This is a genomic window from Nocardia vinacea (genome assembly GCF_035920345.1).
In the GTDB taxonomy this organism is placed as follows: domain Bacteria; phylum Actinomycetota; class Actinomycetes; order Mycobacteriales; family Mycobacteriaceae; genus Nocardia; species Nocardia vinacea_A.
The window spans coordinates 8,389,781-8,401,860 of sequence record NZ_CP109149.1; the positions used below are offsets into that span (position 1 = coordinate 8,389,781).

The following is a 12,080-nucleotide window of genomic DNA, read 5'->3' on the forward strand; positions in this document are numbered from 1 at the left end:
CTGACGCATAGCACTGTGCCCGGCCGAGTGAATCTCGGCCAGGCACAGGTGTATTCGGGTGCGGATGTATTCGATCAGCGGCGGCCACGTCGCCGGAACGACTGCGACAGATCCGCCGTGGCGAACGCGACCGGCGCACTGCCATCAACGCTGTACCGGTACAGCGCGGTCTGGTAGATGCCCGACAGCGCGGATACGACGACCCCGGTCGCCATGAGCCATGCAATACCGAGCGCGATCACTGCCAGCCCGGCTACCGCACCCGTGCCGAGCATCAGGAATCCGATGACCATCACCAGAATGCCTGGCAGTGCGAACAGCAAGCCGAACAAGCCGAGCCCGGCATTGCCGACCAGATTCTCTCCCCAGGTCCGCTTCAAAACCGCCGACGAATCCTTCACCGCCGCAACCACATTACGATCCTCCAGTACGATCTTCGGCAACACCAAGAACGTCACCACCTGCCATGCCGTTCCAGCAATAGCGGCCAAGATCATCCCGAGAAACGGGACCCGATCCTGCAGCCACCGCAACGCCTGCGACACCGTCGCCGAAATCGCCGCCCACACCAGAATCTGCGGCGACCGCGCCCCCGCCGCCCGCAACCCCTCGGCCACACTGGGATCCCCACCCTGCAACGCAACATTCGCCTGCGAGATCAATGCCGCATTGAAGAAGATCGTGACGAACGCAGAGACCAGATACATCAGTCCGAACAGCACATAGGTCATCGTCGATGACTTGTGCCAGGCATCATTGGCAATGATCGGCACAATGAACGTCGCGGCCACCAGGACACTCGCGACCGCCGACAACACCGGAAAAACCGCCAATTCTCTACGCGACTTCAGTACCGCAGCCGATGTCTTGAACATCTGCCACGAGGTTGCGAACGCCATTCCTACCTCCAAGACCAACCGATCGATTGAGTCCACGATCGGTCAAGCCCCCTAAGAACCCCTTGCTGACTCCTTAAAAGGCACCGTCAGTCCTCGCATACCGGGTCACGATCTCGCCCGGGTTGCACGTTCTGCGCGATATGCGTGACTGTCAGCGGCAGGCGATCAGCGAGTAGGAGGCTATGACGTGGCGCAGCCGAGGAGATTTTCCAGGGCGCTCGCAACCAGGTTCAGTTGAAGGACGTCACTGGGATTCCCGCGACTTCGACGGGAGTCGGTGCGTTGACGCCACCCGGTGGCTGGGCGGCGGTGTGGTCCATGGCGAGCAGTCCGGCGATGGTCGCGCCCAATGCGATCGTAACCGCAACGGCGGCAACGAGTTTGCGGCGGCCGATGGTGGTCGGCACCAGTGAGCCGGTCAGCGCTCCGCTGCGTAAGCGGGCCATGCGCACATCGCCGTTGGGACGCTCCGCGGCAAGCAATACTGCCCCGCGGGCCGAAACGTATTCGGGCTCCTCGTCGTAGATGACCGGGAGTTCGATCATTTCGGACAACTCTTCGCGGATATCGGGGTTGCGGGTGCAGCCGCCCAGCAAGATCAGAGCTTCCGGTTGGACGCCGGTTTCCTCGATGAGTTGGCGGACGAACGAGGCGGAGTGGTGGATGCCTGCGGCGCAGAGTTCGGCGAGGTCGCTGCGGGTGACCACGGCGCGTCCGCCGGAACTGGTGTCCATGGCGGTGATTACCCGAGTGCTGCTCAGTTCTTCGCGATGCCTGCGGCTGGTCAATTTGTCGGTGAGTACGCCCCCGCGGGCCAATTGCCAGCGCAGCAGTGCGTCGTAGCCGTCGCCGCCGAGTACGGTGCTGCGTTTGCTGGACAGGATGGTGTCGGTGCGGCAGTCGGCGTGGGTGATGGTCAGGCCGGAGCTGCCGAGGTCGTAGAGGATGACCGAGCCGGTGGTGGGCAGGCGGCCGGTGAAGCGCAGGTAGCGCAGCTGGGCCAGCGGTTCGTCGACGATGGTGAGCCGGGTGCGGCCTGCGGTGGTGCGGATGGCGTCGGCGTGCAGCGGGCAGCGGCAGGTAACGGCGGCTCCGGTGATGAGCTCGTCGCGCCGGTCGGCGGCCGCGCCCATCTGGCGGATCGCCTCGAAGACCGGTTCCTCGACCCCACCCCCCGCCCGACGCGGCACCTGGCATCGATCGATCGGGGGGAGATGTGGCTGATCGGAATGCGTCAGCATCGCGCGGGCACCACCAGCGCCCGCCGATACCCCCAAGACCAGCACCATGGATTCCATGGTGGACCCTTTCGCCTCCGCTGCCAAGAAGACGGGGCGGGAAATTCGCTAGTTGGATGCCAGACCGTTACTGTGCGGTCGTCCGTGCCGTGTAAAGACCGACCGGTCTGGCTGTTTGGTTACTGCTCGTGCGCCGACCATCGGGCCGGTTCATCGCCGGTGTCGAAGTCCCCTGCGGCATGGCGAAATTCCGCGAGCAACTGCAGCAGAGTGTGCAGCCGATCCGGCGGAAGGCCGGGAATCGAGAAGACTTTCGCGTTGAGTTCCTCGGTCGCCTCGGCGACCAATTCCCTTCCAGCGGAGGTTATTTCGATCAGGGTGGCACGTCGATCACTGGGGTGCGGCACCCGCTCGACGAGCTTGGCTGCTTCGAGTCGATCGACGGTATTCGTCACGCTGGTCGGGTGCACCTGCAGCCGCGCACTGGCCTTCGCCATGGGCAGTGCACCCGTCTTACTGAAAGCAAGCAGCATGAGAAGTTCATATCGAGAGAACGTCAGGCCGGTCGGTTTCAGGGCCTCGTCCACCCGAGCCATCACGATTTGCTGGGCGCGAACCAGGGAGGTCACCGCCGCCATTCCATCGGCGACATCGCCCCAGCCGTGGCCGACCCATTGACGATGGGCTTCCTCGATCGGATCAACCGGAAGTGGACGTGGCCGCGACATGACCTTGATCATTCCATGATCCGCCGCCGCTCCGGCTCTTCTCCCGATCGGTGGGCACCGCGAAAGTTGCATTCCGACCGGTGGCCGAGGTTCGCGCGTCATCGGTTCAGATCACCCTGAGTGCAACCGTGGGCAATTCGATCGGTCGACGGCAATATTCATGGCGAGGCGGGCGTGGCTGAGTGGTTGAGGCAACGGTCTGCAAAGCCGTTTACGCGGGTTCAATTCCCGCCGCTCGCTCCAAGTAAGGGTGCGCGCCATGGGCGCCCGGTCCGGTGACACGCCACCGCCGGGCCGGGTGTCCGTGGTTCAGGCCGCTTCGAAGGCCACAGCGTTGCCGAGCACCTCTAGATGGACGCGCTGGCCCGCGGCCGGCGCCGCGACGCTGGCACGGCGCACTCGCACCGGATCGACATCGCCGTGCAGCGCGATGGTCAGCATCACGTCGGCGCCTCGGAACTGTGCATCGCGCACGACTCCGCTGTTCGGTTCACTATCCGAAACCACCTGCGCCACAAGTTGTTCCGGACGAATCATAATCGTCGCCGGTCCCTTCGGCGCGGACTTCTGCACCGGAACCCGGCCGAGCGCGCATTTGGCCACATCGCCCTCGACCACCGCATCGAGCAGCACACAATCGCCGAGGAATTTGGCGGTGAACAGATCTGTGGGCGCGGCGTAGACCTCTTCCGGCGTGCCGACCTGGGTGAATACCCCCTCGCGCATGACGGCGACCTGTTCGGCGAAGCAGAGCGCCTCTTCTTGGTCGTGGGTGACCAGGATGCTTGTCATGCCCGCCGCGCGCAGCGTCTCAGCCACGGCCTGCCTGGTAGTGGCCCGCAATCCGGCATCGAGTGCGCTGAACGGTTCGTCCAGCAGCATCAACCGCGGTTTGCGGGCAAGAGCGCGGGCGAGTGCGACGCGCTGCTGCTGGCCGCCGGAGAGCTGATGGGGGCGTCGGTCGGCATAGGACGGATCGAGCGAGACCATCTCCAGTAGTTCGTTCACCCGATTCCGCCCGCTGCGCAGCCCGCAGAATCCGCTGCGCAGGCCGTAGGCGATATTCTGGCCGACGGTCAGATGCGGAAACAGTGCACCGTCTTGCGCGACGTAACCGACATTGCGCCGCTGCGGCGGCACCGAAAACCGGTCGCGGGTCACGGTTTCCGCGCCGATGGCGACCGAACCGGCATCCGGCGTCTCGAATCCCGCGATCACCCGCAGCAGTGTGGTCTTGCCGCAACCCGACGAGCCGACCACCGCGGTCGAACTACCGTTCGGCACTTCGAGACTGATTCCGCCGAGTACGCGGTGCTGGCCGAATGTCTTCGAAACGTCCGCCACGACAAGCCGACTCATACCCCGGCCGCCTTCCTGGATTGGGTGAACAACAGATACGTCACCGGCACCGCCGCGACGATCATGATGAGCGCATAGGGCGCGGCCGCGGCATAGTCCAATTCGCCCGACAGTGACCAGAATCGCATCGCCAGTGTGCGAGTTCCGCTGGGCGCCAAGAGCAATGTCGCGGTCAATTCGGTCGCGACCGCGACGAATACCAGCGCACCGGCGGATGCCGCGGCGGGCGCGGTCAACCGCAGCGTGACGCGCAGGAAGGTGACCGGCCCCGACTGACCGAGCGAGCGCGACACTTCCTCCAGCCCGACCGGCACCTGCGCCAGCCCGGCGCGCACGCTGACCAGCGCCCGCGGCAGAAACATCAGCACATAGGCGGCCACAACCATGGTCACCGTCTGATAGAGCGGCGGCGCCCACCGAATGGTGACGGTCACCATTGCCAGCGCGATCACGATGCCGGGCAGCGAACTCGTAATGTAATTGGCGCCCTCCACCATTCGGGCGAAGGCCGATGCCGAGCGCACCGCGATCCAGGCCACCGGGAACGCGCACAGCGTGGTGAGCAGCGCGGCCATCGCCGCAAGGGCGATGGTTTGTCCGAGCGCCGTTCCGATCTCGGTGTAGTCCCAGACCTGTGCACCGCCGATGCGCAGCCAGCGCACGATGGTCCACGTCGGCACGCCGATCGAGCCGATGACCACGGCGGCCAAGGCAACCAGAACCGGAATCGTGCTGGGCCCCAATGTAATCCGGGCAGCCGCCCGAGGCGCACCGCTGCCGATCCTGGCGTAACGCGCCTTACCGCGCGCCCCCGCCTCGGCCGCGAGCAACACCAGGCAGCACAGCACCAGCACACCGGCCAGCATGCTGCCCGCCGGACCGGCGAAACTGGATTGATACTGCTCGAAGATCGCGGTCGTGAAGGTGTCGAACCGAATCATCACGAACGCGCCGTATTCGGCGAGCAGATGCAGCGAGATGAGCAGTCCGCCGCCGAGAATCGCCAATCGCAACTGCGGCAAGATGATTCGGGTGAAGACCGCGACCGGACCGGAACCCAGCGCACGCGCCGATTCCTCCACCGCCGGATCGAGACGGCGCAGTGTGGCCGCCGCGGGCAGATACACCAGCGGGAAATACGACATGGTGGAGATCACCACACCCGCCCACAGCCCGTGCATGGTCGGGAAGACACTGACCCAGCCGTAGCTGTTCACGAACGCGGGCACGGCGAGCGGTGCCGCGAATACCGGCCCCCACCACGCCGCGCCCGGTACATTCGTCCGCTCCACCACCCAGGCCAGCCCGACCCCCAGCACCACACAGATCGGGACGGTGACGATCACCAGCCCGACCGTATTGCGCAGCAGGTCACCGACTCTCGGGCGGAAGACCAATTCAGCCGCCTCGTGCAGACCGGTGGAGAAGACGGTGGACACGATGTAGCCGAGCGGCACGAACGTCGCCGCCACCAACAGCAGCGCGACGGTCGTGACGAGTGGCCCGGGTCTTCCGATCCGGGGTGCGGCGACAGCGGTCCGGACGGCCATGACTAGAGCAGACCCGCCTCGGTCATCAGCGCTGCCACCTTCTTGGCATCGAGCTTGCTCGGGTCGACGGCCGGCGCCTGCAGCGAGGCCAGCGGCGGCAGTGCCGGATTGGCCGCGACATCACTGGCGACCGGGTACTCCAACGAGGTGCCGTCGCGCAGGATCTCCTGTCCGGCCTTGGAGGTGATGAACTCCAGGAACTTCTGCGCCGACTCCTGCTTCTTGCTCGACTTCAGCACGCCGCCACCGGAAACCGAGACGAACGCGCCCGGATCCTGATTCTTGAAGTAGTGCAGCGCGGTGTGGCTGCTGCTCTCCTTGGTGTTGGCCTGGTCGCGGTACCAGTAGTAGTGGTAGATCACGCCGCCGTCGGGCTGACCGGAGTCGACCGCCTTCATGGTGGCGACATTGTTCGGGAATGCGGTGGCGTTGTCTTTCATGCCCTTGAGCCAGGCCTTGGTGGCGTCCTCACCCTTCAGTGCGAGCAGTGCCGCCACGATGGCCTGGAAGTCGGCGCCGGAAACGCCCGCGCCCCAGCGGCCTTTCCACTGCGGCTGCGCCAGATCGAGCAGCGATGCGGGCAGCTGATCGGCCGCGATCTTGTCTTTGTTGTAGACGAAAACCGTTGAGCGGGCGGCGATTCCGGTCCACTTACCGGTGGACGGGCGGAACTGTGCGGGCACCTGGTCCAGGGTCTTCTTATCGACATCGGCGAACAATCCGGCGTTCTCCACCAGCGCCATGGCGGGGGAGTTCTCGGTGAGGAAGACATCTGCGGGGGAGGCCGCGCCCTCGGCGACCAGTTGGTTGCCCAGTGCGGTGTCACCGCCCTGGCGCAGCGTGACCTTGATGCCGGTCTCCTTGGTGAACGCGTCTACCCATTCCTTGGTCAGGGATTCGTGCTGGGCGTTGTAGACGGTGATCTCGTTCTTGTCGTCCGAGGAATTCGAACAGGCCGTCACGCCGAGCGCCGCGACAGCGACGGCCAGCGCTGCGGAGATCGCTTTCCATCTGATCGACATGTTCGAGTCCTTCCGACGCCTGCAAGGTTTCACTTCATATGATGAGGCTTACCTAAGCAAGATACCGCGTCCGAACTGCGGCGATGGTATCGGTACGGCTGCGGCGAACGCGAGTCTGCGGGCCGATCAGGACAGGCCCGAGAAGTCCCGCAGCACAACGTGATTGCGGTCGGCGAAGGTGCCGAGCGTGTAATCCGGCAGCAGGCCGAAGTATTCGCCACGGGTGGTCGCACTCCAGCGGCGGGCGGCCGCGGTGCGGGTCTTGTAGAAGTTGATCATGTACCCGCCCTCGTACAACCGCAGCAGGCTGTAGCCGCCCGGATACTCCTTGACCGCGGCCACTTCCAGGAATTCCACCGCGGCGGTGGTGTCGGGGCGGGTCCGACGGTTGCGGTGGGTATGGCCACTGTGCTGCAGGAACACGCCCGGGGCGCGTTCGTAGAGCGTCTGGAGTTCGATGCTGTCGGGGCGGTTGAGGACGAAACCCGGTCCGGCGGTATTGGTCAGACCGGATTCGATGGTCACCGGGTGGTGTCCGAAGATCAGCGTCGGGCGGTCCGGATCTTCGCGAAGCAGTTCATCGAGCCGGTCGAATTGCGGGCGTTCGATGCTGCCGCCCGAACCATCGAGTTCGCTGGTGTCCAGACCGAGCAGCCGCAGGCCGCCCAACTCGTGCTCGATCAGTTGCTGGCGCGGATTGAATTGCTCTGCCCAGCAATCGTAATGATCCGCGGGTGCGGGGATGCAGCCCTGATATCGCGAGCCCATGTGCGGACGGTCGTGATTGCCGCGTACGGCGAGGTAGTCGCGGCCCTGCGCGCCCCAGGAGTCCAGGTGCCTGCGAACCGAGCGCGATTCCTCCGGCTTCGCCTCGGCGGTGAGATCGCCCGCGATGAGCAGGAGGTCGGCGGCGCGGTCGGGGCGGCGCAGATCATCGAGCATGGCCGCGAGCATCACCTCCGGGTAGGGCGGCACGCCGGGTTCCTGCCGGAAACCCGGCGGCAGATTGTCGACGACGAGGCCGCTGACCTGCTCGCCGTAGTGCACGTCATTGGCGAGTGCGACGGTGCGCAGCGGACGACCGGACGGCGGTATCAGGGTGGTGAATTCGCCAGTGGAGTCCGGACTTCCGGGGGCGCGGGTGGTCAGTGACAGGGCGGGTACGGCGCGGACGCCACTTGACCATGCCTCGAATCGGTAGGGTCGGCCTGGTTCGAGACCGTCGATCTCCGCATAGTGGAACGGGGTGGGCTCGTCCTCGGCATAGACGGTAGTCAGCGATGAATCGGCCGGACCCAGGCGCACTTCGGCGTCCGTGTCGACCGGCAGCAGTCGGCCGCTCGGATCCGGGGTCACCGTCGTCCAGGTCAGAATGACCGATCGATCGGTGACCGTGACGACCTCCAGATCGGTCGCGAAGAGCGGATTCGGTTGGGCCCGAATCGAACCCGGGTCTGCGAGGTTCGCGAGCGCGGCCAGCCCGATGGCGCTGAGGAAGGTCCGGCGCGTCGGTCCGCAGCAGCTCATCCGACGAGATTACGTCAGTTCTTACCCGACTCCGCCGAGCAGATCTTCCACTTCCCGTCTTCCTTCCGCAGGTGTTCGGTGGTGCCCGTATCGGTATCCGGGGTCTCGCCCGGGAGGGTCAGCGTGAGTTTGCCGGTGATCCGGGCCGTCGAACGGTCACCGGTGATGACGATGTCATCGATCTTGTCGATATTGACCTCGACCTTGGCGGTATCGAATTGCTTCTTCTGCTCATCGGTCAGCGTGTCGAACTCGGCGCGGTCGGCCGCACACGTCTTCGCCGCCGCGGCGGCGAAACCGTCCGACCCGAGTGTGTCGTAGAAGTCGCGGATGGCCACCTCGATCTTCTTCTCGTCCGAGGCGAGCGGCGTCTTGCCCTGCACGGTCAGCACCACGCCCGCGGCGACCGCACCCGCGATGACCAGCACCAGCACCAACAGGCCGATGATCAGCCCGGTCCTGCGCTTCTTCGGCGGCGGATACCCCGGCTGTTGATAACCGCCCGGTGGCGGATACCCCTGCTGCGGTCCATATCCCTGACCGCCAGGCGGCGGATAACCCCCTTGCTGCGGATACCCCGCCCCACCCTGCTGCGGATACCCATACGGCTGCTGCGGCTGCCCCTGCGGCCCTCCGAACGGCGGTTGCCCACCCGGCGGATATGTCATCGTCCCGTCCTCCCGCTCACCCCAACTGTGTGTGAGATTACGGCAACTCGGCCGACCGCGAATGCAACACAGGTCCGGCAGCAGAGCTATCTCACCCAGATCGCCAGGCAGGCAGTGTCACGATGAAGCGGGCGCCGCCATCAGCGCTGTCGCCGACGCGGATCCGGCCCGCGTGGCGGTTCACGACGTCGGCGACTATGGCGAGGCCGAGTCCGGCCCCGCCTTCGTCGCGGCTGCGAGCGTCGTCGAGCCGAACGAAGCGTTGAAAGATCCGGTCCCGGTCGGCAGCGGGCACACCACGGCCGTCATCGGCGACCGCGAGCACGACCATGTGGTCGACAGTCCGTTCCAGGCTCACCCGCACGGTGGTGGCCGCGTGGCGCTGCGCGTTGTCGACGAGATTGCCCAGGACCCGGGCGAGTTGGGTTCGACTACCCGTGACCGCCACGCTGTCGTCCGGTATCACGGTGTCGACAGGTAGGCGGTCTCCGATTCGGCGAGCCAGCTCATCGTGGATCAGCGCGGCCAGCTCGACCCGTTCCGAACGGGGCTGCTCGCCCGCGTCGAGGCGGGCGAGCAGCAACAGATCGGCGGCCAGGTGTTCGAGCCGTATGGTGTCGCCGATCAGCCCGTCCAGCTCGAGAAGCCGCGGGTGGGCTCGGGCGACTTCGAGCTGAGCGCGCAGGCTGGCGATCGGACTGCGCAGTTCGTGCGCGGCGTCGGCGATGAAGCGGCGCTGGCGTTCCGCGGATTCTTCGAGTGCTGCGAGCGTGGCGTTCGTAGTGGCTGCCAGCCGGGCGATTTCGTCGCGTGCGGCGGGTTCCGGCACCCGGCGGGACAGGTCGCCACCCATGATTTCGGCGAGCTCGGACCGGATCGCTTCCACCGGGCGCAGGGCGCGCCGGGTTACCAGCCACGTCACCACTGCGACCACGAGGAGCAGTACCGGCAGGCCCGTCAACATGGCCTTCCGAACATCGGCGACCGCATTCTGGGCGGAGCCGAGGGAAGCGCCCGCGTAGACCGTGACCGGCTGCCCGCTGACAGTGGTGGTTCCGATGGCGGCTACCCGGAATACCTGGTTCATGATCTCGTCGTCGCCCACCGGGAGCCGCACGTCACGAAACGTGGCGACGGCCGTTGTTCCGGCAGTGGAAACAAGCTCGGTCTCGTCATCGTCGTCATCGTCGTCGTCGGTTGCGGCCGGTACCGAGGTCGGGGTGAAGTCGGCCATGGGTCGACTCTGCAAGTCGTCATCGGCTGCCAAGATCCGCCGGTCGGCCGAAACCACTTGTACCGGTTGACTATCCGAGTCGGGCAGTTTCAGCTGCGGGAAGTCGGTGCCGATCGCGATCTGGGTGACGACGTCGCGAGCGGTGACCTCCGCTTGCAGGCTCGCGCTGTTGACCAGGTTGTGTCGCAGGACCTCGAGCACGACCAGTCCGGCGACCACGAGCGCCACCGCGACGACGGCTGTGGCCAGCGCCGTGGTCCGGGCTCGCACCGAGTTCCACCACCGCAGCCGTGGTCGATCAGCCACGATCGGCCGCCAGTCGGTATCCCACGCCCCGAACGGTCGTGATCGACCGCCGCCCGAACGGAGCGTCGATCTTGCGGCGCAGCGCGCTGATGTAGACCTCGACGATGTTCGGGTCACCGTCGTAGCTGAAGTCCCAAACATGCTGCAGGATATCGGCTTTCGACACGACCCGGCCCGCACGGACCGCCAGGTGTTCCAGGACGGCGAATTCCTTCGCGGTCAGCATCACCTCGTGCGTGTCGCGCATGCACGTGTGCGTGTTCGGATCCACCATCAGGTCTCCGACCCGCAACACCGGGGCGCCGCCGCGAGCTTTGCGGCGACACAGGGCGCGGATACGGGCGAGCAACACCACATAGGAGAACGGTTTGCGGAGATAGTCGTCGGCGCCGGTGTCCAGGCCCTCCGCCTCGTCGTATTCGCCGTCCTTCGCGGTGAGCATCAGCACCGGCGTCTCGTCACCCGCAGCGCGCAGTGCGGCACAGACCCGGTAGCCGTTCATGCCCGGCAGCATGATGTCCAAAATGATCAGGTCGTAGTCGGTGGTGGTGGCGAGATGCAGCCCCTCGGTGCCGTCATGGACGACGTCCACGGCGAAACCCTCGGCCGCCAATCCCTTTGCCAGAGTGCGGGCCAGACGCTTCTCGTCCTCCACGATCAGCAGACGCATCCGCTAAGCCTGACAGACAGTTCCTGAAGCGGTCTTCAGGAGGCTTCAGGCCACCTTCAGCTGCTGTTGCCAGAGTGGTCATCGGATTCAAGATCGCCGCTGCCACAGGAGGTTTCACCATGTCATCCGTTATCCGCCGCGCGTTCGCCAGCTTACGATGGATCATCGTGGGCGCCGCCGTTATCGGCGCCACCGTCGCCGGCCTCGCCCTCGCCACCAGCACCGTCGGACACAAGGACCACACCGTCGCCGTCAATTTGTCGGACACCGACTGGGTACTCCTCGCGGGCCCGCAGATCAGCAGGCAGCAGGCCATCGACGAGGCGGTGAAGGCCGTGCCGGGAGGCGCCGTGGATTCCGCCGAGATCGACACCGAGCGGGGAGCATCGGTGTGGGAGGTCGAACTCACAACCCCTGATGGCATCGAGCACGAGGTGACCATCGATGCGAACACCGGCAAGGTACTCGGCACCGTCGAGCACGACTGACCGCTGTAGGCCCAATTGGATTTCGGCTGCCATGTCTTCTCGGCCGTGCCGCGGCGCGCGAAGAAGTCACCCGGATCACCGCCTACGGTCGCCACGCTGGAGACCTGCCGAGGATTCCGGCAACCGTCAGTGTCTTCCAGCCAACGCGGAGGAACGAAAAAGGGCTCCGACCGTACGCTGCTGGTCGGAGCCCTTTTTCGTTGGTGCCCTCGGCAGGATTCGAACCTGCGGCCTTCTGCTCCGGAGGCAGACGCTCTATCCCCTGAGCTACGAGGGCGGGATAGTTTCGAACGGTGCCGGTGGCGGCGGCCGTTCGGGCGGGGCCAAGCGTATCGCATTGCGGGGCGTCCGCCAAAAAGTGTGTCGGGCCGGGGAGTTTCGGTTCCCCGGC

Annotated in this window: 11 protein-coding genes and 2 tRNA genes; 2 read left to right on the forward strand and 11 right to left on the reverse strand. The window is 65.7% G+C overall.

Annotated elements, in window-relative coordinates; genetic code table 11:
• Window positions 1-74: 74 nt before the first annotated feature.
• The 3 genes from OIE68_RS38035 to OIE68_RS38045 form a co-directional block, all read right to left on the reverse strand.
• Window positions 75-899, reverse strand: coding sequence for a DUF6159 family protein (locus OIE68_RS38035; protein ID WP_327095736.1), 825 nt, complete (start codon window positions 897-899; stop codon window positions 75-77).
• A gap of 230 nt (window positions 900-1,129) precedes the next feature.
• Complete coding sequence (locus tag OIE68_RS38040; protein WP_327095737.1) at window positions 1,130-2,188, reverse strand: Hsp70 family protein; 1,059 nt, start codon at window positions 2,186-2,188, stop codon at window positions 1,130-1,132.
• 128 nt (window positions 2,189-2,316) lie between these two features.
• Window positions 2,317-2,865 (reverse strand): MarR family transcriptional regulator, encoded by a 549-nt coding sequence (locus tag OIE68_RS38045; RefSeq protein ID WP_327095738.1) that lies wholly within the window; start codon window positions 2,863-2,865, stop codon window positions 2,317-2,319.
• Between the two features lie 168 nt (window positions 2,866-3,033).
• On the opposite strand from OIE68_RS38045, the gene OIE68_RS38050 reads away from it, so the two are divergent.
• A tRNA-Cys gene (locus OIE68_RS38050) sits at window positions 3,034-3,108 on the forward strand.
• Between the two features lie 66 nt (window positions 3,109-3,174).
• Here OIE68_RS38050 and OIE68_RS38055 read toward each other — a convergent pair.
• The 7 genes from OIE68_RS38055 to OIE68_RS38085 all read right to left on the reverse strand — a co-directional run bounded on the left by OIE68_RS38055 (window position 3,175) and on the right by OIE68_RS38085 (window position 11,201).
• Window positions 3,175-4,224, reverse strand: a complete 1,050-nt coding sequence (locus tag OIE68_RS38055; protein ID WP_327095739.1) for an ABC transporter ATP-binding protein — start codon at window positions 4,222-4,224, stop codon at window positions 3,175-3,177.
• Complete coding sequence (locus OIE68_RS38060) at window positions 4,221-5,774, reverse strand: iron ABC transporter permease (protein WP_327095740.1); 1,554 nt, start codon at window positions 5,772-5,774, stop codon at window positions 4,221-4,223. Before OIE68_RS38060 ends, OIE68_RS38055 begins: the two co-directional genes overlap by 4 nt.
• 2 nt (window positions 5,775-5,776) lie before the next feature.
• On the reverse strand, window positions 5,777-6,796 hold the full coding sequence (locus tag OIE68_RS38065) for an iron ABC transporter substrate-binding protein (protein WP_327095741.1): 1,020 nt from the start codon (window positions 6,794-6,796) through the stop codon (window positions 5,777-5,779).
• A gap of 126 nt (window positions 6,797-6,922) precedes the next feature.
• Entirely contained in the window at window positions 6,923-8,323 is a 1,401-nt protein-coding gene (locus tag OIE68_RS38070; RefSeq protein ID WP_327095742.1) for a metallophosphoesterase, read from the reverse strand.
• 14 nt (window positions 8,324-8,337) lie between these two features.
• Window positions 8,338-8,991 (reverse strand): hypothetical protein, encoded by a 654-nt coding sequence (locus OIE68_RS38075; RefSeq protein WP_327095743.1) that lies wholly within the window; start codon window positions 8,989-8,991, stop codon window positions 8,338-8,340.
• 91 nt (window positions 8,992-9,082) lie between these two features.
• Entirely contained in the window at window positions 9,083-10,495 is a 1,413-nt protein-coding gene (locus OIE68_RS38080) for a HAMP domain-containing sensor histidine kinase (RefSeq protein WP_327095744.1), read from the reverse strand.
• A 28-nt stretch (window positions 10,496-10,523) separates the two neighbouring features.
• A complete protein-coding gene (locus tag OIE68_RS38085) occupies window positions 10,524-11,201 on the reverse strand; it encodes a response regulator transcription factor (RefSeq protein ID WP_327095745.1) in 678 nt (225 codons plus the stop codon).
• A gap of 119 nt (window positions 11,202-11,320) precedes the next feature.
• Here OIE68_RS38085 and OIE68_RS38090 point away from each other — a divergent pair, with 119 nt between their 5' ends.
• The gene (locus OIE68_RS38090) at window positions 11,321-11,689 is read left to right on the forward strand and encodes a PepSY domain-containing protein (RefSeq protein ID WP_327095746.1); all 369 of its coding nucleotides are present in this window, start codon (window positions 11,321-11,323) and stop codon (window positions 11,687-11,689) included.
• Window positions 11,690-11,890: 201 nt separating this feature from the next.
• Here OIE68_RS38090 and OIE68_RS38095 read toward each other — a convergent pair.
• A tRNA-Arg gene (locus OIE68_RS38095) sits at window positions 11,891-11,966 on the reverse strand.
• Window positions 11,967-12,080 lie beyond the last annotated feature (114 nt).